The sequence below is a fragment of the Streptomyces katrae genome, from assembly GCF_002028425.1.
GTDB classification, from domain to species: Bacteria; Actinomycetota; Actinomycetes; order Streptomycetales; family Streptomycetaceae; genus Streptomyces; species Streptomyces katrae_A.
This window is the reverse complement of sequence record NZ_CP020042.1, coordinates 6035124-6055200: the sequence shown is the minus strand read 5'-3', so window position 1 is coordinate 6055200 and position 20077 is coordinate 6035124. Positions and strand designations below refer to the sequence as shown.

The window sequence follows — 20077 nt, the reverse complement described above, 5'->3', positions numbered from 1 at the left end:
TCCTGGTATCGCCGACGCAGGGCTTGGGGCGGACTCGCCGCACTCCTGGCCCTCGCGGTCGCGGTGCCGGTTGTCCTGAACCAGGACGACACCCGTAAGCCGACTCAGGCCAAGCCCGCGAAGCCGAAGGGCCCGGTCAGTGCGACCGAGGCCCGCCGCCTGGCGCGGGAGACAGGGAAGGAGGTCGAGGTCACGGCCGCAGCGTCCGCGTACACCAGTACCTGGGCGCAGCCGGGTGGCACGTTCAAGCTTCGGGTGTCCAGCTTGGCGAACCGGGCGAAGGTCGGCGGTGAGTGGAAGCCGATCGACACGACTCTTCAGCGGGTGGACGGCGGTTTCGCGCCGAAGGCCGTGAACGGGCGGGTCGTCTTCAGTGCGGGCACCAAGGCACCGGCCGCCGCCAGCGGCGACAGCCGAGCGTCACGCGGTACGTCGCGTGTGGCGCTCGTCCGGCCCGCGGTCGCAAAGGCCGATACTCCCCAGCCGGTCTGGACCGACCTGGTTCGTCTGAATCTTGACGGTCACGACCTGGCCGTTGCCTGGCCGGGGCCGCTGCCCGAGCCGGTCATCTCGGGGTCCCGGGCGCTGTACGAGAATGTCCGTCCGGGTATCGACCTGGTGCTGACCGCGCAGGACAGCGGCTACACGCATGTGCTGGTCGTGAAGGACAAGCAGGCCGCCGCCGACCCCCTGCTCGGGCAGCTGAACTACCAGCTGTCCTCCCCGGACCTGACCTTCCACCTCGATGAGGCCTCGCACTCGGTGAGTGCGCAGGACTCCAAGGGTGAGGAGGTCGCCGGTTCGCCGACCCCGTTCATGTGGGACTCCGCGGGCAAGGTGGCCGTGACCGAGGGCGAGCCCGTCCCGGCTCCCGCCCCTGAGGCCAAGGCCCACCCCACCCTCGCCCTGTCCGGGCTGAACGGTGCGGAGGGCAACCACGCGGTGTCCGCCGGTGCCGCCCTCAGCAGTGAGAACGTCCTGACGGTGACGCCGAACGGCAAGTTGCTGGAGGACGCGGAGACGGTCTACCCGGTCTTCATCGACCCGTCCTTCAAGGGTCACAAGCAGAACTGGACGACTTTCTACAAGACCGAGGGCTCCTCCAGTTTCTGGAACGGGCAGAACTACAACAGCGGCAGCGGCACCCCTGAGGCCCGTGTCGGCTACGAGTCCACCTCGGGCGGCACCTCCCGTGCCGCGTTCATCTTCGACTTCGGCAGCGAGCTCTACGGTGCGCAGATCCGTTCGGCGAATCTGCGGATGCTGCAGACCTACTCCTGGGGCTGTGACCCGCGGGCTTTCGACGTCTACCACGTGCCGCTGATCAACAGCTCCAGCACGTGGAACAACACCGACAACGCGGGTTTCTGGAGCAACCGCATCGCGGGTGCGACCACCGGCTACGGCTACAACAGCTCCTGCCCCGACGCGTGGGTCGGTATCGACATCAAGTCGAAGGTCGAGGAGGGCGCCCGCGGTGCCTGGCAGAACCTGACCCTGGGCCTGCGCTCCCCGAACGAGAGTGACGCGAGCTACTGGAAGAAGTTCCAGGCCAACGGCGAGAGCGCCCCCTACATCGAGGTCGAGTACAACAAGGCCCCCGACGAGCCGACCCAGGCCGGCATGGACACCGTCCCCGGCGGGCTGTGCGTGACGGATGCGCCGTTCAACAAGGTCGGCAAGTCCGACGTGATGTTCGAGGTCCAGGGCCACGACGGCGACGGCAACCTCAAGCAGATCCAGATCAGGGTCTGGCGGACCTCCGACAACCAGGTGGTCTTCGACCAGTGGATCTGGCCCGACAGCTATGGCGTCGCCCGCACCGGCATCCCGTGGGAGTCGTTCGCCGCGAACACGGCGTATTCGTGGTCGGCGACCGCGAGCGACTGGGACGGCTCCACCTCGGCCGCCGGTCCCGCGGGGACGGACAAGCCGTGTACGTTCACGATCGACCACACCCAGCCCACCGCCCCCACCATCCGCTCCGAGGACTTCCCCGCGCCCGGCCCCGACGGCGCCGAGTGGAGCAAGAACACCCTCGGCCCCGGCAAGATCACCGTGATCGCGGGCGGTACGGACCCGGCGGACATCCGCGAGTTCCAGTGGTCGCTGAACCACCCGGTCTATGACAAGAAGGCCGTCCCGGCCGCCGGCCAGGACACCGTCACCGTCGACGTCAATCCCGACAACGCCGGACCGAACCTCTTCTACGTCCGCATCGTCAACAAGGCCGGCAACGTCTCCAACCCGTTCATCTACACCTTCTACGTCCGCCCCCGCCCCGGCCTCGACGGCCCCGGCGACGTCACCGGTGACGGCAAGGCCGACGTCCTGGCCGTCGACGGCAACGGCGACCTGCGCGTCTACCCCGCCGACGCCACCGGCGACGTCGACGCCTGGATGCCCGCCGCCACCGACAACGGCAAGCCCGCACCCGCCGGCTACTTCAAGGACGCGCTGATCGCGCACTCCAGCGACTGGTACCCCGGCGACGGCATCACCGACCTCATCGCCCGCATGCCCGACGGCAAGCTCTACGTCTACCAGGGCGACGGCAACGGCCGCTTCGACATCAGCCGCCGCACCGAAATCCTCCTCCCCGCCGGCGCACCCGACCCCGCCACGCTCAGCCAGATCGTGGTCGTCCAGGACGTCGACGGCGACAAGTCCGAGGACATCTTCGCCACCGCCGGGGACACCTTCTGGGTCCTGACCGGCTACAGCGGCGCCTCCATCACCGAAGCCCGCCAGCTCTCGGCCACCAGCTGGACCAAGCGCGACATCATCAACATCCGCGACGTCACCGGCGACGGCGTCCCCGACCTCGTCTACCGCGACGACTCCACCCCCGACCGCGGCCTGGCCCTGCGCCGCGGCAAGCCCGGAACCAACGGCGGCGCCGACATCAACTCCCTCGCCCTTGCCGTCAACTCCGCCGACGGCAAGGACCTCACCTACGGCACCACCGGATGGGACAGCACCACCTGGCCCCTCCTGCGCGGCACCCCCGACGTCAACGGAGACGGCATCCCCGACCTCTACCTCACCCGCAACGACGGCACCCTCCACCTCTTCTACGGAGGCCGCACGGCCATCGGCAACGGCTGGCGCGTCGAGGAAGACGACTGGAACACCGCCCGCACCCTCGGCTGACACCGTCGGCGCCGGCGGCCGGCCGGACCATCCCCAAGCCGGGACGGACGCAGCCGCGCCCGTCCCGGCCCTACGACCGTGACGACCAAGAATGAAGGTTCCCCGTCCATGCAGAAGCTCCCCGACCTCGGAAAGAACGCCGTAGGCAAGCCGGACCCGTGGGCCAAGTTCCGCGGGCTCACCTGGTGGCAGCTGGTGCTGTCGATCGCCCCGATCCTCCTGCTGCCGATCGGCGGAGCGATAGGCGGCGCCATCGGAGCCGCCGGCCTCTTCACCAACCTCTCCCTCGCCCGCAAGCAGCTCGGGATGCCGCTCAAGGCCCTGGCGATGCTGGGGGTGACGCTCGGCGCCTACCTGGCATACCTCCTGGTCGCAGGCCTCCTCTACAACCTCGTCAACAGCTGACTCTCCAGCCCCCTCCTCCAGGGCCTTGGTTCTGGCGGAGGGGGCTGGAGATCGGTGACGACCCACTCCCTGCCGCCGCCCTTAGGACGCAGGAACACGGCCTCTGGGGTGAACCGGCGGGCGGAGGGGTCCCGTAGTCGCCGATAATCGGGACGATGGCCTCGCGGTTGCACGCGACGTCGAAGACGCGAGCGCCCTCGAAGAGCCATACAGGGCGTCGGCGGTAGGCGTCGGCGAGGGCCAAGGTCTGCGCTGGAAATGACGCATGCTCCGCCGGCTGTGGGCGGGGGCTTGCAGGGGATGAGTGCCGCGGTCCGGCGCGTGGATCCGAGGGCTGACGTACTGGCCGCGGTGGGCGGGCGGGTGCCTCGGTGATGACAGGCGGCGCGGCGAGCACCGCTCGCACGGCGATCCCGGAACGGCGGCCCGCGACGGCTGCCAGCGAGGTCCCTCACGAGGGTGCGGGCCGCCTGCCGGCGGCTGGAGCACCGGCGCCATAGCGGGATCCCCGCAGTGGCGGGGCGAAGAAGGCCGGCGGCGGGGCAAGGCCCCGCGGCCACCCCGCCGCAACGGCCGAGTCCGGCCGTACGACGGGATTCCCGCACACTCGGGCGGCGGTCCGGATGGTGAACGCAGCCGGGCGCCGACGCGTCCAAAAGGAGAACGGGGCCACGGGCCGAGGGAGACTGCGGCCCCCGCTCGGCGCAGAGAACGGCAGTCGGCCCGTTTTCAGGACAGCACTTATCCCGGAAGGATCAGTTCGTCACTCACGGAACTCGATCCTCCTCCCTCTGGCTACGCACATCGAACACTCGACCACCCGGTCCACGTCTACAGCGACAAGACGGGTGGTCCTACGACGAGTACGTACTCCGGCACGAGTCGGCTACCTCGCCCTCCGCGTCGAGATCGGCCATCCCGTGCGCCCTCTCGTCCTCGCTTGCGCCACCTCACGGCGGGGCCAGCGCGCGACATGCTGCGGTTTTCAGCCGTTCGCGAGCATTTGTCAAGACCCATAACAGCTGCCTCCCGCTCCGAACCCGTCCCTTCACGGGCCCTCGACTGGCGTAAATCACGGTTATGCCCGTTTCATGCGAGCGGTTGTGTTCCTTCTGCACAACCGACGATCAGTTCTGACCCGCATCCCAGAGGGAGAACATCTCGTGTTACGTGGCAACTTCAGCCGCAAGGTGGCAGCGCTCGGTCTCGGCGCCGCCGCACTCACCGGCCTCGTGGCCGCCGCGCCCGCACAGGCCGCGGCCACCGGGGCGGAGGCGGTGTACGCCGACTGCGCCGTGGGCAGTTACGGCAAGAACAGCGACGGCGTGTGGATCTCGTGCGGTGACGTCGTGGGCGGCCAGGCCCGTGGCCGGGCCGACTGCGCCGGCGCCCCGGACATCTACACCGCGTGGGTCACCGGGTGGCAGTACGCGCAGAACGGGTTCTGCTGGTTCAGCATGCGCCAGGCCATCATGGAGACCAAGGCCTCCTGAGCGATGACCGACTGACACCGGTGGAGACCGCGGAGCGATCCGCGGGGCAGCTACGACAGCGTGAGAGAGGTTGTTCCCGAACGATGCGCACCGCGGTTTCCACCACACCTGGAGCCGGAGGACCGGACGAACCGGTCCTCCGGCTCGAAGGCGTCCACAAGGTCTACGGCAGCGGCGAGGCACGGCACGTGGCCCTGGACGGGGTCACGGCCGACTTCCATGCCGCCCGTCTCACCGCCCTGGTCGGCCACAGCGGCTCGGGCAAGTCCACCCTGCTCAACGTCTCCGGCGGCCTGGAACAGGTTACTTCCGGGACGATCACCCTGGCCGGCCACGTCCTGACGAACATGGGCCCGGCCGAACTCACCCGCACCCGGGCGAGCCTGGTGGCCTACGTCTTCCAGGAGTACAACCTGATCCGCACCATGACGGTGCTGGAGAACGTGTGCTTACCCCTGGAGCTGTCCGGCATGGCTCGGGCCGAGGCCCGGCGCCGTGCGGCGGCTGCGCTGGAGCGGACGGGGGTGCCCCGGCACACCCGCAAGTTCCCCGACCAGCTCTCGGGCGGCGAGCAGCAGCGCGTGGCCATCGCCCGTGCCGTCGCCGACCGGCGCCCGCTCGTCCTGGCCGACGAGCCCACGGGCGCCCTGGACTCCGCCAACGGCGAGCGCATCGTCGAGCTCCTGCGCGAGGTCGCGGCGGACGGGGTGGCCTGTCTGATCGCGACGCACAACCCGGAGGTCACCGCGGCCGCCGACCATGTCGTCCGGATCCAGGACGGCCGCGTCGTGGAGGGTGGCGCGTGAACCGCAACCGCCGCCTCGCCTGGACCCTCGGGTGGCGGCTGGCGAGCCGCAGCCGTCTGCGCACGCTGCTGGTGTGCCTGGCCATCGCGCTGCCCGTCGCCGTCGGGACGGCGGTCGCGGCCGTCACCGCCACCGCCCGCGTCTCGGTGCCGGAGGCCCGGGCGGCCGCCTTCGGCGCGGCGGACGGCCGGCTCACCACCCTGGCCGGCGAGCGGAACCCGGATGCGGCTTCCCCGGCGCAGCTGGCGATGAGGCTCGGGCCCGCCCTCCCCCGCGGTACCCGTCTCGCCTACGACACCGACGTGCTCGGGCTCACCGTCCGGGGACCGGGGGGACGCCAGAGCACCGTGGACGGAAGGGCGGTCAGCCTGGCCGATCCCCTGACCGAAGGGCTGTACCGCGTCGATCGAGGCGCGCCTTCCTCCCAGGACGGCACGATCGTCCTGTCGTCCGCGCTGGCGGCCTCGGTCGGGATCACCGGGACCGGTCAGAGCGTGTCCATCGGCGGCGGCCAGTTCACCGTGTCGGCCCTGGTCTCCGACCGGTTCGACCTCGGACATCGCCTGTTCGCCCTTCCACCGGGCGGGCCCCGGGCGGCCGCGGCCCTGGCCTCGGCGAAGGACCTGGGCAGCCCCCGATGGTTCGTCACCTGGCCGCCGGGGGCGGACCTGCCCGCCGTGTCCGGGAAGCTCAAGAGCGCGGGATACGCGTACGTGCCCGGCAGTCAGGCCGCCGCGCTCGCCGAACGGGGCGGGGCCGCGGACTCCACCGCCCTGCTGATCGGGCTCGGGCTGCTGGCCGAGACCGTGCTGCTGGTGACCGCCGCCTTCGCGGTCGTCGTACGCAGCCAGCGCCGGCACATGGGGCTCCTCGCGGCCCTGGGTGCTCCCGCCCGGGTGACGGCCTCGTTCCTGCGGACCCACGCCCTGTGCGTGGCGGTGCTCGGCTCCTCGGCGGGCCTCGCCGCAGGGCAGGCAGTGGCGCGGGTCGCCGCGCCGGTGCTGGCCGAGCGGGCGGGCGCGGACTGGGGGCCGGTCGACGGCGCCTGGACCACCTCGCTGGTGCTGGCCGGCGTCGCCGTCGCCGTCACGGTCCTGGCCTCCGTACTGCCGTCGCGCGCCGCCCTGCGGGAGGATCCCGTCGCCCTGCTCAAGGCGGTCCCTCCGGTCCACGGCGGCCGTCGGCCGCGCCTGCGGTCCGCTGCGGCCGGATGCCTGGTGGCCGCGGCCGCCGCAGGACTCGCCGCCGTCGCGCTCGACGCCGGGGCCGTCACGGCCGCGCTGGGGGTGGTCGTGTTCGCCTCCGGGGTCACGGCGACCGCTCTGGTGCTCTCGGCGTTCGCCCTGCGCAAGGCGGACACCCCGTACCTGCCGCTGCCCGCCGTGTTCCGGTCGGCGCTGCGCTCCCTGCTGGCCTTCCCGGTCCGCGCGATCGCGACGGTGGTCGCGCTCGGCGCGGTCGCTGCCGTGTCCACCACGGTGCTCATCGCCTCCGCTTCGGTGGCGGAGAAACAGCGCGAGGACTACCGGCCGGAACTGCCCGCCGCCGCGGCCCTGATCGTCTCCTCCCGTCCGCTGACCGCCACCGAGCTGGGCGCCCTGCGCAGCTCCACCGGGGCCTCGCGGGTGTCGACCGGCTACCAGCGGGCGGCGGTCGCGCGCGAGGGCAAGCAGCTGCCGGTGTCGCCCCGTACCGACTTCCTGGGCTGTATCGACGACCGTGGCCTGCTGAAGTACGGGAACAACGACTGGCAGCCCTGCTACGTCGCCTCCCGGTCCCACATCCCCTTCCCCGCGGTCGGTATCGCCGACACGGCGGGTGCCGAGGCGCTCGCCGGCACGATGACGGCCGAACAGCGGCAGCGCTACGAGAGCGGCCAGGCGGGCGTCGCCGTCACACCGGTCGGGCTGGGGGGCGAGGTCGCGCTCGTGGCGATGGCGCGCAAGCCGGACGGATTCGCCCTGGACAGCACCACGACCCTGCCGCTCATCCACCCGGACGCCGCCCGGGCGGATGAGTACCAGCAACTGCCCGCGGTCCTCGTCAGCCCGGCGGGGGCCCGGAAGTCGGGCATCATCCCCGTCGGCTCCCCGACGTACCTGCTCGACGCGGACGCCAAGCCCCGGCAGCAGGACGTCCTGCGGGCCCTCCCGGTGGACGCGCAGGCGGATTCGACCGTCGCCGTCGAGTCCGGCCCGTCGGTCGTCGGCGCGGTGGCCCGGCTCCAGCCCGCCGTGGCGGGGGTCTCCGTATTGACCACCGTGCTGATCGTGGCCGCCATGGTCAGCCTGTGGACCTCGGACCTGAGGGGCGAGTACCGGATGCTCGGCGCCGTCGGGGCCACGGCCTGGTGGCGCCGGCGGCTCGCGTCCTCGATGTCCGGGCTGCTGATCGTCGTCAGCTGCGCGGCCGGCACCCTGTGGGGCCTCGCCGCCTCGGCGGCATTCCTGACTGGTATGGGCACCGGCATGGCTGTCCCGGGCGGCTGGCTGGCCGTCACGGTGGTCGCCGCAGTGGTCACGGCGGGGGTGATGGGAGGCGCCCTCGTACCCCGCGGCGCCCGCGCGCAGCGGCAGGCCTGACGGTGCGGGCGGGCGGGACGTGCATTGCGGCGACGCCCAGTTGTGGGTAGCGGTGGGCCCAGCGGCCCAGACGCAGCCGCCCGGTCTCGGTCGGCGGGGCATTGCGGGGGACCACGAGGGCCTCCTGATCTCGGTGCAGATATCGCAATCCACACCGGATCCGGAGGCCCTCGCCCGTTTCAAGCACCCAGCACGCCTGTCACCGACGTCCCAGGACAACACAGCCGGCTAGGAGGCGTCGACCTGCCAGATCAGGCAGTCGGCGACCACCTTCGGTTCCTGGCCCAGGAGACCCGAGAGGGTGCTGCGCAGCTCCGGGGCGCGCTGCTGGTTGACCGGCAGGACCAGCACGCCGGCCTTCCAGTACGCCAGGTCCTCACGGGCCTGGTCGCGCATCTGCGGGGTGATGTCCTGCGGGGGCTGGACGGTGCCCCAGCGCACGTCGTTGAGGAGGGTGGAGAGCTTGCGCGGCTTGGCGCCGTAGATCCCGACGCGGTCGGGGCCGTCGGGACCGTTGAAGTACCCGCCGGCCAGCTTGAAGCCGAAGCCCGTGCTGCTCTGCCAGTGCAGGGCGGCGGCGGAGCCGGGGTCGGGGAGGGGCACCGGGACGAGCGAGCGGCCGTCCTTGACGTAGTCCTTGTAGAGGCCCTGCGTGATGAAGGACGGCACCGGCTCGCGGACCTTGGTGACCAGCGGGAGCGGCAGGATCGGGACCACGGCGGCGGCGACGGCGAGGTAGCCGACCGCACGGTGGTCGCCGGAGCGGAAGCCCCGTATCCGGTCCAGCGCGAGGGCGAGCAGCATGCCGAAGACGGGGGCGCAGACCATCGCCACCCGGCTCTCGATCACGGACTCCAGCAGGGGGAGGTGCCGCAGCAGGCGCCACGGGGCGGGCACGGTGATGCCGAACTTGTCGAGCTCCACCCGGGGGCCGAGCGAGAGCACGGCGGCGGCCACGGCGGTGAGGCCCAGGGCGCGCACGAGGGGGCGGCGCCACATCCACAGGGTGATGCCGATGGCCAGGGCGAGCAGCGGCCAGCCGTAGAAGGCGTTCTGCTCGGTGGTGTTCATCGAGAGCTTGGCCGCGGTCTCGGCGTCGCCGAACAGGGAGCGCGCCGGGTACTCGCTCAGGGCGCGCAGCGGGTTGCCGGCGCCGTTGTCGCCGTGGAGCACCGAGTGGTAGCTCTGCGGTCCGAAGAACTGCCAGTACAGGGGGAAGGCGGCGAGCGGTATGGAGACGGCCGCCGCGATCCCGAGGCCCTTGGCGAGCGGCTTGGCGGCGGCGCGCGCGTTCTCCCGGTCGTAGCAGGCGTGGATGAGGGCGAAGATCGCCATGCCCATCGCGGCCAGGAGGAAGGGCTCCTCGCCCAGGAGGATCTGGTAGGCGGTGAACAGGCCCAGGAAGACGCCGTCGCGGACCACGTTCTTGCCCGCGCACAGGCGCAGGGCCCGGTCGATGATCACCGGGATCATGAAGAGGACGACGAAGTTCGGGTGCGCGTTGGCGTGCGAGATCATGGGCGGCGCGAAGGCCGCCAGTGCGCCGCCGGCCGCGGCCGCCCAGCGGCTCTCCGTCAGACGGCGGTGGATCAGCCAGTACCAGGCCCAGGCCGTCGCGGCGATGCCGAGCGTGAAGACCAGCGCCAGGGCGACGGTCGGACCGAAGAGCAGGGTGACCGGGGTCATGGGCACCGAGAGCCCGAGCATCACCGTGTTCGCCATCAGGTTCACGCCGTCCGGCACGTTCTGGAAGTCGGTGAACAACGGGTTGCGCAGATGGGCGACGTTGTCGGCCGTGACGCCGAAGAACCACTCCCACTGGTTCTGGTCCTGGAGGGAGTGGGCCAGGATCGACCCGTCCAGGTCCGTCCAGAGGCCCTTGTAGAGGTAGAGCGACGCCAGGAGGTAGAGGCCGGCGACGGCGAGGCCGCCCGCGTTCAGCCGCATCAGCTCGCCGAGGGTGCGCAGGTAGTCCAGCAGCTGCACCTTGGAGCCGTCCTGGTGCGCCCAGCGGACGGGCACCTCGGCCACGGGCCAGCCCTTGCGGCGGTAGTACTGGAGGATCTCGACGTCGATGGCCCAGCCGTCGAGCCGGGCGGCGCCGAAGGCGGCCCGGGCCTGGTCCCCGTCGAACAGCTTGAACCCGCACTGCGTGTCGCGGATGCCCCGTACGGCCACCAGACGGATGACCCGGTTGCCGACCCAGCCGAGGACCTCGCGCAGCACGCTCTGCTGGCGCTCGATGGCGGAGTCGCGGTGGGCGCGCGAGCCGATGGCCGCGTCCAGGGACGGGTTGTCGGCCAGCGCCTGTTCCAGCCGGGCGAGTTCTTCTATGGGGGTCGCCAGGTCGGCGTCCATGATCAGTACGCGTCGGCCCAGGGAGGCACGGACACCCAGGCGCAGGGCGCTGCCCTTGCCCCTGTTCTCCTCCGACTGCACGAGCCGGATGCGGGGCTCGTCCGCCCCGGCCTTGAGCGCTATGGCCGCGGTCCTGTCCGGGGAGCCGTCGTCGACGACGATGACCTCCCAGTCGGCCTGGCCGCTGCCTACGTGCTCGTCGAGGTAGTCCCGGACCAGCTCCAGGGTGGGGGCGAGACGCTCCTCTTCCCGGTAGGCGGGGATGACCACGGAGAGTCCGACAGACCCTGGTCCCTGGTTGTGGGGTTCGCCCGTGATGGTGGCACCTCGGGCCAGTCCGTTCTGCACATTCAAGCCGTTCGTCAAGTTGTTCTGCTCATCCGCGAGGCAGCGCCGAGCCGAACGCTCCGCACGTCAAAATCGCCACTGCACGTCAGCCCTTGCGAAGGCGGTCGGGGATTCCTCTGGAACCGGCCCCGGGAGCCTTCGCGGTGGAACGCTGGTGCATGGCGTCGTCGACCGCGTCTGGAAGCGATCATTGTCAGGCGATTGAGTTGTGTGTGGCCTTTACGGTTCCAGAACAATATAGGTCAGTCATGGGCGGGTACTATCCTCGCCCTTCGGCCTCGTCGGCCAGGGCGGTCAGGTCGGTGATGGACATGGCTCCCGGGGGCAGGGATTCGCGGGCGAAGATGTTCGCCGCGTGGCGCAGGACGTCGTTGACCGGGGTGGGAACGCCGTGGAGGCGGCCCAGCAGGGTGATCTCGCCGTTGAGGTAGTCGGCTTCGACCGAGCCGGTGCCGCGGGCCAGGCTCTGCCAGGAGGAGCCTCCCCGGACGCCGGGCGGCTGGTCGACCTTGCCGTCACGGGCCGCCGACTGGTCGGTTTCCGATACGTAGTCGATACCCGCGGCGGCGAAGGCGGCCTTGGCCTCGCGGATCGCGCGCAGCAGCAGGGCCGCCTTGGCCGGGTCGGGTTCGGGGCCGGTGGTGGCCTGGATCGCGTTGCCCAGGTTGCCGAGGAGCTTGGCGTACTTCCAGCGCATCACGTCCTCGACGACGGGGGCCTCGAAGCCGGCCTTGCCGAGGTCGGCGGCGATGGCCCGGATCCGCTCGTCGGACCCGCCGGCGGCCCGCCCGAGGTGGAGGATGCCAGTCAGCGGGGTGCAGAGGGCGGAGACCACGCCGGGTTCCAGGAAGGTGGCGGGGAGCCAGAGGCAGACCCCGTAGACGCGGGCGAAGCGGCGCAGGGCGAGGCGCTCGCTCTCCACGCCGTTCTGGGCGCACAGCAGCGGCAGCCGCTGGGCTGCGGTGCCGCCTCCGGTGACCTCGGCGGCGCCCCAGGCGTCGAGGGCGGCGACGGCGTCCTGGGTCTTGACGGTCAGCAGCAGTACGTCGTCGGGGCGCAGTGCGCCGAGGTCTGCGGGGTGCGTGGCGACGGGCAGGCGGTGGACGCGCTCCCCGTCGGCGGTGGTGAGCCGCAGCCCGTGCGCCCTCAGGGCCTCGGCGTGCGGGCCACGTGCGACGAGGACGACCTCCCGGCCCGTTTCCGCGAGCCGTCCCCCGATGGTCGCGCCGACCGCTCCGGCGCCGATGATGATGTAACGCATGCCCAGAGCCTGGCACACGGTGCGGAACGTGGGCCCACCGGGCCGGGACGGGGCGAGGACCGCCTGGTGGGCGGGGTGGCGCCCGCTCCGGCCGCGCGCGTTCGGGTGGCCGGGGCCGTCCGGGAGGGGGCGGGCGCGTCCTGGGGGCCCGCGGGCTAATCGTCGTCGGCCTGGCCGGCCGGGTCTGGCTGATCGGCCGTCAGTTCGACCAGCATGGCGACCGTGTTCCAGTTGCGGGTGGTCGCGTCGATGCCCTTGAGGACGGCTGGCTTGTGGAGGGCCGCGCCCAGCTCGGAGCTGCCCAGCCCGCCCGGGGCGTAGAGGTAGAGGACGCGGTCGCCCAGGCGGTAGTCCTCGGGGAGGTACGCGGCCGGGTCGACCGCCGCGAAGCGTTCCGGGCCGGGCTGCTGCGAGAAGAAGGTGGCGTGCAGCTGCCTGCCCTCCAGCTCGGCGGCGGGGAAGGGGCAGGCCTCGGCGACGGCGCGCAGGTACGCGCCGTCGACCACCAGGACCTTCACCGGGAAGCCGAAGCGGGCCTCGATGGCCGCCTCCAGCTCCCGGGCGAGGGCGGCGGGGTCCTGGCTCGCGCTGCTGAAGACGGCGTTGCCGCTCTGCAGGTAGGTCCGCACCTCGCCGTACCCGAGCCCCTCCAGCACGGAACGGAGTTCCGCCATGGGGACCTTCTTCTTCCCGCCGACGTTGATGCCGCGCAGCAGCGCCGCGTACTTCTTGACGGGGGTCGGCTTCTTGGTCATGGCCGCACCCTATGCCGCTACGGCAGCGCGGCCTCGATGAGGTCGGCGGCCTGCCGGGTGCCGCCCTCGGTGGCCATCTGCGCGCGGATCTCCTCGGCGCGGGCGGCGACGCGGGGGTCGGCGAGCAGGCCGAGGACGGCCTCGCGCAGGGTGGCCGCGTCGGCCTCCTCCATCGGGACGTGCCGCGCCACCCCGAGGGAGGCCAGCATGTCGGCGTTGCCGAACTGGTCGACGGCCTGCGGGACGGCGACCATCGGGGTGCCGGTGGCCAGGCCCTCCTGGCTGCCGCCCGCGCCGGCGTGGGTGACGAAGGCGTCGGCCTGCCGCAGGATGTCCAGCTGGGGGACCCAGCGGTGGACCTCCACGTTGGCGGGGACCTCCCCCAGTTCGGCCTCGTCGGTGAACTTGCCGATCTGCAGGACGACGTGCCAGTCGGGCAGGTCCCCGAAGGCTTCGATGCAGGCGCGGTAGAAGGCGGGCTGCTTGGTGAAGGTGGATCCGAGCGAGACCAGCAGGACCTTCTTCCCCTCGGCGGCCGCGGGGCGCTCCCAGGTGCCCTGGGTGGCGCTGCGGTCGCCCTGGCAGGCCCCGACGAAGGTGTGGACGGCCGGGTCGACCCGGTCGGCGTGGGGCTGGAGGGCGCGCGGGATCAGCACGACGCTGCGCCGCGGCCTGCCGACGAAGGAGTCCGCGTCCTGCTCGATGCCGTTCTCGTCCAGCCAGGCGCGGAAGCGGGCGTAGTACGCCCTGCCGCGCTCGCTCGCGTGCAGTTCGGCGGTCATGGCGGCGCCCACCTCCTCCTCGTAGCCCTCCCAGGCCACCAGGTTCGGCGAGAGGGAGACCGCGGGGACCTGCCAGCGGTGGGCGAGGATGCGCGCCGCGTAGGAGGTGATGTCGTGGATGACGAGGTCCGGTACGTCGTCCTCGAAGGCGGCCGCGAGCTGGGGGAGCGACTGCACGGCGTCCTCCAGGAAGGGTTCGAGGTGGTCGATGAGCTCGGTGCCCCAGGCCTCCGGCTGTTCCTCGGTGGGCAGGACGGACTTCCAGACCACCGGGGTGGCACCGGTCTCGGCGACCGTGCCGGCGAAGGGGGCGGGGATGGCGTAGCTGACGCGGTGGCCCCGTGCGACGAGTTCCCGGACGACTTCGATGCTCGGGTTCACGTGCCCGGCGGCGGCGATGGAGAACATGGCGATGTGTGCGGTCCTGGCTGAGGTCATGTGATCGACATTAACGAGACGAGACGTCTCGTGCAACCCAATAACGCAGAACGGGTCCCCGTCGGCCGGGGAATGGGAGACTTGACGCATTCACGATCAAGCGGCGAAGGACGAGACGAGCGCATGGACGAGGCACGGGCCAGGGACGTACTGACACGGGCGGGTCTCACGGGACCGGCCGAGCTGCTCGCCTTCGGCGAGAACGCCGTCTTCGCCCTCGGGGACCTCGTCGTCAAGGTCGGCCGCGAGGCCGGGCTGCTGGAGCGGGCCGAGCGCGAGCTGGCGGTCGCCGGCTGGCTCGCCACCGCGGGGATCCCGGCGGTCCGCGCGGCCGAACCGGAGCCACGGCTGGTCGACGGCCACCCGGTGACCCTGTGGCACCGGCTCCCCGACGCGCTCCGCCCGGCCGGCCCCGAGGACCTGGCGGCGCTCCTGCGGCCGCTGCACGCGCTGCCCGCCCCGCCCTTCGCGCTGCCCGCCCGGGACCTCCTCGGCGGGGTCGAACGCTGGCTGCGGCTGGCCGGGACGGCCGTCGACCCCGAGGACGCGGCCTACCTGCGGGCCCGCCGCGACGCCTACGCCGGGCAGGTCGCCGCCCTCACCCCGCACCTGACCCCGGGTCCGGTCCACGGCGACGCCCTGCCCCGCAACGTGCACGTGGGGCCGGACGGGCCGGTCCTGGTCGACCTGGAGACCGTCTCGGTGGACCTGCGCGAGCACGACCTGGTGGTGATGGCCCTGTCCCGCGACCGGTACGGGCTGCCCCAGGCCGACTACGAGGCCTTCACCACCGCCTACGGCTGGGACGTCCGGGCATGGGAGGGCTGCGCCCTGCTGCGCGGCGCCCGCGAGACGGCCAGCTGCGCCTGGGTCGCCCAGCACGCACCGGCCAACCCGAAGGCCCTGGCCGAGTTCCGCCGCCGTGTGGCCTCCCTGCGCGACGGGGATCCGCACGTGCGCTGGTACCCCTTCTGATCCGCGGGGACAGCGCGGGGCCGCGCGGTGAGCGGCGCCGGGCCGGGGCGGTCAGCGCCCGCGGGGTATGAGCGGCCAGGCCGGCTCGACGACCGCCGCCGGGTCGGCCGTGCGCCGCAGGTAGGCCTGGAGCGAGACCGACTGTTCGGCCGCCGCGCGGACCTGGAGCTCGTGCAGGTCCGCCAGCGGCATCAGGCCGACCGGCCGGTGCCGCTCCCCCATGCGCCGCACCACACGGGCGGCGGCCAGGGCGTCCGCCCGCGCGTTGTGCGCGTCGTCCAGCGCCACCCCGTAGTGGTCGCACAGCGCGTGGAGGGCCCGCTTGCCCTTGCGGTACTTGTCCACGTGCTTGTCGATCACCAGCGGATCGATGACGGGCCAAGGCCCGCCGCCCAGCCGCTCGCTGACCGAGGCGACCCCGTGCCGCCCGCACTCGCGGTCCAGCAGGGACAGGTCGTAGCGCGCGTTCATCACCACCAGGGGCGTCCCGAGCCGCAGCGCCCCGGCCACGGTCCGCGCGATCTCCTCCACGGCGGACGCGGCGGGCACCCCGTGCGCCCGGGCGTGCTCCGTCGATATGCCGTGGATCGCCGACGCCTGCTCCGGTATGGCCACCCCGGGATCGAGCAGCCAGGTCCGCTCCCCCGTCACGGACCCGTCCGCGTCCAGCCGCACGACCGCCGCCGTCACGATCCGGTCGGTCTCCACGTCGGTCCCGGTGGTCTCCAGGTCGAAGGCCACCAGCGGCCCGCCGAGCCAGCTCATCGGACGGCTCCCGCCCCGGCGCGCGGCGTCGGCCGCCGCCCGCCTGTGACGAGCGCCACGCCACCCGTCGGCCCCGCGCCCGCCGTCCCCTGGCCGAACCCGCCGCGCACTCCCCCGTGCCACGCCTCCATGACGCGCCCTCCCCCGTTTTCCGGTCAACGCGTTTCAGCCTGCCACGAGGCACTGACACCGGACGCGGCCACCCCCGGGGGCCGGGCTCAGGACACCGGGCGGGAGTCCTCCCAGACCGACTCGAACTCCTCCCGGTAGGTCTGGAACAGCCCGTGGTCCGCGTCCTTGGGAACCCCCCGCCCGCCCCCGCGCAGCACCAGCACCGGCGCCTCCATGCCCCGGGCCCGCCGCAGGTACGACTGGACCACCGCGATGCCCGAGGAGTGCCCCTCCACCAGATAGGCGGTGAAGCGCGGGGTCTCGTCGAAGACGTGGATGTCGAAGCGCGAGGGGTCCTTCAGGCCCGCCCGCACCCGGCGCACGTGCAGGATGTTCATCTCCACCGAGCGGCTCAGCTCGCCCTTGCGCAGCCCCAGCTCGCGCTCGCGCCGCTTGACCGCGCTGCTCGCCGGGTTCAGGAACAGCAGCCGCACCCGGCAGCCCGCCTCCGACAGCCGTACCAGCCGGCGGCCCGAGAAGTTCTGCACCAGCAGGTTGAGGCCTATGCCGATCGCGTCGAGCCGCCGCGCGCCGCCGAACAGGTCCTCCGCGGGCAGCTGCCGCTGGAGCCGCACCCGGTCCGGATGGACGGAGATGACGTCCGCGTACCGGTCCCCGACCAGGTCCTCCACGGCGTCGATCGGCAGCCGGTCCGCCGACGGGCTGCCCGAACCAGCCCCCAGCACCTCCAGCAGCCGCGCCGACGCGCGCTCCGCCTGCTCCAGCACCGCCCGCGACAGCGCCCGGTTGCGGGAGACCACGTTCCGCGTGACCTCCAGCTCGTCCAGGGCCAGCTCGATCTCGCGCCGGTCGTCGAAGTACGGCTCGAAACAAGGCCAGTGCTGGACCATCAGCTCCCGCAGCTGCGGCAGGGTCAGGAAGCTCAGCACGTTGTCGTCGGCCGGGTCGAGGAGGTAGCCCTTGCGCCGGCTGACCTCGCGCACCGCCACCGCCCGCTGCACCCACTCCTGCCCGGCGGGACCGGCGGCCGCGACCACCCAGTCGTCCCCGCCGTGCACGGGCTCGTAGACGGGCCGCAGCACGGCGCCGACCACCGACCGCAGCCGCTGCTCGATGAGGTTCAGCCAGATGTACGCCCGCCCCGCACGCTGGGCCCGGGTCCGGACCTCGCTCCACGCCTCGGCGCTCCAGTCCAGCTCCGCCCCGGCACGCCCCTCCCCGGCCGCCGGCTGGGCCAGCGACACCGCCGCCCCGGCCGCCGCGGCCCCCGGCACACCGCCTGGGGCGTCCGCCGGGCCGCCCTCGTGACCGCTGTCACCAGGGGGCAGCTCCAGACCTCCCGAGCTCACTCGTGCACCGCCTTCTGCGTCCGGACGCCCGTCTCCAGTGATCACGGAAGGGTACTCCGCGCGCGCGGCCCGATGCAGCCCGAAGCCGGCCGAGGTGATCACGCACACCCCGTCCGACTGTCCGTCAGACCATTATGTGATGCCCGGACGGTCAGCCGATCCGCATATCAGCTCTCCGGTTCACCCGTGAGGAGCATCCCAAGTCCACGCGTGCGGAGCCTCTTTCGGGGAAGATTCGGCAGAGACGTGATCCGCGCCGGACCGACCGGACCAGGATGGAAAGAAGTCGTTGCTGATGCAGGTCTGGCCGGGACAGGCGTATCCGCTGGGTGCCACGTACGACGGCGCCGGCACCAACTTCGCGGTCTACTCCGAGGCCGCGCGCCGCATCGAGCTGTGCCTGCTGCACGACGACGGCTCCGAGACCGCCGTGGAGCTGCGCGAGACGGACGCCTTCGTCCGGCACGCCTACCTCCCCGGGGTGATGCCCGGCCAGCGGTACGGGTTCCGGGTGCACGGCCCGTACGAGCCCGAGCGCGGGCTGCGCTGCAACGCGGCCAAGCTGCTGCTGGACCCGTACGCCCGGGCCATCAGCGGGCGGATCGACTGGGGCGAGGAGGTCTACGGCTACCACTTCGGCCGTCCCGACTCCCGCAACGACCTGGACTCGGCGCCGCACACGATGAGTTCGGTCGTGGTGAACCCGTACTTCGACTGGGCCAACGACCGCCCGCCGCGCCACGAATACCACCACACGGTGCTCTACGAGGCCCACGTCAAGGGCCTGACCATGCGTCATCCCGACCTTCCCGAGGAGCTGCGCGGCACCTACGGGGCGCTGGCCCACCCGGCGGTCATCGGACACCTGGTCAAGCTCGGGGTGACGGCGCTGGAGCTGATGCCCGTGCACCAGTACGTCAACGACCACCGCCTCGCCAACGACGGGCTCAGCAACTACTGGGGCTACAACACCATCGGCTTCTTCGCCCCGCACAACGGCTACGCCTCCGGCGACCGGGGCCAGCAGGTGCTGGAGTTCAAGTCGGCGGTGCGCGCCCTGCACGAGGCCGGGATCGAGGTGATCCTGGACGTGGTCTACAACCACACCGCCGAGGGCAACCACCTGGGCCCCACCCTGTCCTTCCGGGGCCTGGACAACGCCTCGTACTACCGGCTCGCGGACGACCCCCGGCACTACACGGACACCACCGGGACCGGTAACTCCCTGCTGATGCGCTCCCCGCACGTCCTCCAGCTGATCATGGACTCGCTGCGGTACTGGGTGACCGAGATGCACGTGGACGGCTTCCGCTTCGACCTGGCGGCCACCCTGGCCCGGCAGTTCCACGAGGTCGACCGGCTGTCCTCGTTCTTCGACCTGGTGCAGCAGGACCCGGTGGTCAGCCAGGTCAAGCTGATCGCGGAGCCCTGGGACCTGGGCGAAGGCGGCTACCAGGTGGGCAACTTCCCGCCGCTGTGGACCGAGTGGAACGGCAAGTACCGCGACACCGTACGGGACTTGTGGCGCGGCCAGCCGCGCACCCTCGCGGAGTTCGCGGGACGGCTGACGGGCTCCTCGGACCTCTACCAGGACGACGGGCGCCGCCCGCTGGCCTCCATCAACTTCGCCACCTGCCACGACGGTTTCACCCTGCACGATCTGGTCTCGTACAACGAGAAGCACAACGAGGCCAACAGGGAGGGGAACCGGGACGGCGAGACCCACAACCGGTCCTGGAACTGCGGGGTCGAGGGGCCGACCGAGGACCCCGCCGTCCTGGAGCTGCGCGAACGGCAGATGCGCAACTTCATCGCCACCCTGATGCTCTCGCAGGGCGTGCCCATGCTCAGCCACGGCGACGAGTTCGCCCGCTCCCAGGGCGGCAACAACAACGCCTACTGCCAGGACAACGAGCTGTCCTGGGTGACCTGGCCCGAACCGGGGAAACCACCGCCCTCACTCCTGGAGTTCACCCGCCGGATGGTGTGGCTGCGCCGCGACCACCCGGTGTTTCGGCGGCGCCGCTTCTTCCACGGCCGGCCGGTGGAGGGCACGCATGACGAACTCTCCGACATCGCCTGGTTCACCCCGCACGGCGAGGAGATGCGGGCCCGGGACTGGCAGGCGCAGCACGCCCGGGCCCTGACGGTGTTCCTCAACGGTGAGGCCATCTCCGAGCCCGGCTCGCGCGGGGAGCGGATCACCGACGACTCGTTCCTGCTGATGTTCAACGCGGGTGCAGACCCGCAGGAGTTCACCGTCCCGGCCGGGCACGGCGCGCACTGGCGGCTGGTCGTGGACACCTCCCGGGCGGAGGTGCTGCCCCCGGGCACCGGGCCGCAGTACGCGGCCGGGGACCGGGTGGCGCTGACGGGCCGGTGCCTGGCGGTGCTCCAGCGCCCGGCGTAGCGTGCAGCGGTCCTCCAGCGGCCGGAGTAGTCCGCGGCGGTGCTCCAGCGCCCGGCGTAGCCCGC

General features: G+C 72.1%; 13 protein-coding genes. 7 read left to right on the top strand and 6 right to left on the bottom strand.

Going from position 1 to position 20077, the window contains the following annotated elements:
• Window positions 1–63: 63 nt before the first annotated feature.
• The 5 genes from B4U46_RS40100 (at window position 64) to B4U46_RS27480 (ending at window position 8439) form a co-directional block, all read left to right on the top strand.
• On the top strand, window positions 64–3153 hold the full coding sequence (locus B4U46_RS40100; protein WP_123995256.1) for a DNRLRE domain-containing protein: 3090 nt from the start codon (window positions 64–66) through the stop codon (window positions 3151–3153).
• 108 nt (window positions 3154–3261) lie between these two features.
• Window positions 3262–3558: a hypothetical protein gene (locus tag B4U46_RS27495; protein ID WP_079430324.1), complete on the top strand. Its 297-nt coding sequence runs from the start codon at window positions 3262–3264 to the stop codon at window positions 3556–3558.
• Window positions 3559–4721: 1163 nt separating this feature from the next.
• Window positions 4722–5051 carry a hypothetical protein gene (locus tag B4U46_RS27490; protein WP_079430323.1) on the top strand — a complete coding sequence of 110 codons (330 nt, stop codon included), beginning with the start codon at window positions 4722–4724 and terminating at the stop codon, window positions 5049–5051.
• An 83-nt stretch (window positions 5052–5134) separates the two neighbouring features.
• Window positions 5135–5857 (top strand): ABC transporter ATP-binding protein, encoded by a 723-nt coding sequence (locus B4U46_RS27485; RefSeq protein WP_079430322.1) that lies wholly within the window; start codon window positions 5135–5137, stop codon window positions 5855–5857.
• On the top strand, window positions 5854–8439 hold the full coding sequence (locus B4U46_RS27480; protein ID WP_079430321.1) for an FtsX-like permease family protein: 2586 nt from the start codon (window positions 5854–5856) through the stop codon (window positions 8437–8439). Before B4U46_RS27485 ends, B4U46_RS27480 begins: the two co-directional genes overlap by 4 nt.
• Window positions 8440–8667: 228 nt before the next feature.
• Here the strand turns inward: B4U46_RS27480 and B4U46_RS27470 are convergent, their stop codons facing one another.
• From B4U46_RS27470 to mgt, 4 genes are all read right to left on the bottom strand, one after another.
• Window positions 8668–11067 (bottom strand): dolichyl-phosphate beta-glucosyltransferase, encoded by a 2400-nt coding sequence (locus B4U46_RS27470; RefSeq protein ID WP_237293145.1) that lies wholly within the window; start codon window positions 11065–11067, stop codon window positions 8668–8670.
• A gap of 337 nt (window positions 11068–11404) precedes the next feature.
• Window positions 11405–12406, bottom strand: coding sequence for a ketopantoate reductase family protein (locus B4U46_RS27465; RefSeq protein ID WP_079430320.1), 1002 nt, complete (start codon window positions 12404–12406; stop codon window positions 11405–11407).
• Between the two features lie 155 nt (window positions 12407–12561).
• The gene (locus tag B4U46_RS27460) at window positions 12562–13161 is read right to left on the bottom strand and encodes a DUF1697 domain-containing protein (protein WP_079430319.1); all 600 of its coding nucleotides are present in this window, start codon (window positions 13159–13161) and stop codon (window positions 12562–12564) included.
• Between the two features lie 17 nt (window positions 13162–13178).
• Complete coding sequence (mgt, locus tag B4U46_RS27455) at window positions 13179–14471, bottom strand: macrolide-inactivating glycosyltransferase (protein WP_398908003.1); 1293 nt, start codon at window positions 14469–14471, stop codon at window positions 13179–13181.
• 33 nt (window positions 14472–14504) lie between these two features.
• Here mgt and B4U46_RS27450 point away from each other — a divergent pair, with 33 nt between their 5' ends.
• Window positions 14505–15356, top strand: a complete 852-nt coding sequence (locus B4U46_RS27450) for a phosphotransferase enzyme family protein (RefSeq protein WP_079430317.1) — start codon at window positions 14505–14507, stop codon at window positions 15354–15356.
• 51 nt (window positions 15357–15407) lie between these two features.
• On the opposite strand, the gene B4U46_RS27445 is transcribed toward B4U46_RS27450, so the two are convergent.
• Both B4U46_RS27445 and B4U46_RS27440 read right to left on the bottom strand, forming a co-directional pair.
• Window positions 15408–16121 carry a 3'-5' exonuclease gene (locus B4U46_RS27445; protein WP_079430316.1) on the bottom strand — a complete coding sequence of 238 codons (714 nt, stop codon included), beginning with the start codon at window positions 16119–16121 and terminating at the stop codon, window positions 15408–15410.
• 218 nt (window positions 16122–16339) lie between these two features.
• Window positions 16340–17602 (bottom strand): SAV2148 family HEPN domain-containing protein, encoded by a 1263-nt coding sequence (locus tag B4U46_RS27440; protein ID WP_079430315.1) that lies wholly within the window; start codon window positions 17600–17602, stop codon window positions 16340–16342.
• Between the two features lie 295 nt (window positions 17603–17897).
• On the opposite strand from B4U46_RS27440, the gene glgX reads away from it, so the two are divergent.
• A complete protein-coding gene (glgX, locus tag B4U46_RS27435; protein ID WP_079432017.1) occupies window positions 17898–20012 on the top strand; it encodes a glycogen debranching protein GlgX in 2115 nt (704 codons plus the stop codon).
• Window positions 20013–20077 lie beyond the last annotated feature (65 nt).

Coding starts and splice junctions, on each gene's coding strand:
- B4U46_RS27495 (WP_079430324.1), top strand. CDS start 3,262: ATGCAGAAGCTCCCCGACCTCGGAAAGAACGCCGTAGGCAAGCCGGAC.
- B4U46_RS27485 (WP_079430322.1), top strand. CDS start 5,135: ATGCGCACCGCGGTTTCCACCACACCTGGAGCCGGAGGACCGGACGAA.
- B4U46_RS27465 (WP_079430320.1), bottom strand. CDS start 12,406: ATGCGTTACATCATCATCGGCGCCGGAGCGGTCGGCGCGACCATCGGG.
- B4U46_RS27460 (WP_079430319.1), bottom strand. CDS start 13,161: ATGACCAAGAAGCCGACCCCCGTCAAGAAGTACGCGGCGCTGCTGCGC.
- mgt (WP_398908003.1), bottom strand. CDS start 14,471: ATGCGTCAAGTCTCCCATTCCCCGGCCGACGGGGACCCGTTCTGCGTT.
- B4U46_RS27450 (WP_079430317.1), top strand. CDS start 14,505: ATGGACGAGGCACGGGCCAGGGACGTACTGACACGGGCGGGTCTCACG.
- B4U46_RS27445 (WP_079430316.1), bottom strand. CDS start 16,121: ATGAGCTGGCTCGGCGGGCCGCTGGTGGCCTTCGACCTGGAGACCACC.
- glgX (WP_079432017.1), top strand. CDS start 17,898: ATGCAGGTCTGGCCGGGACAGGCGTATCCGCTGGGTGCCACGTACGAC.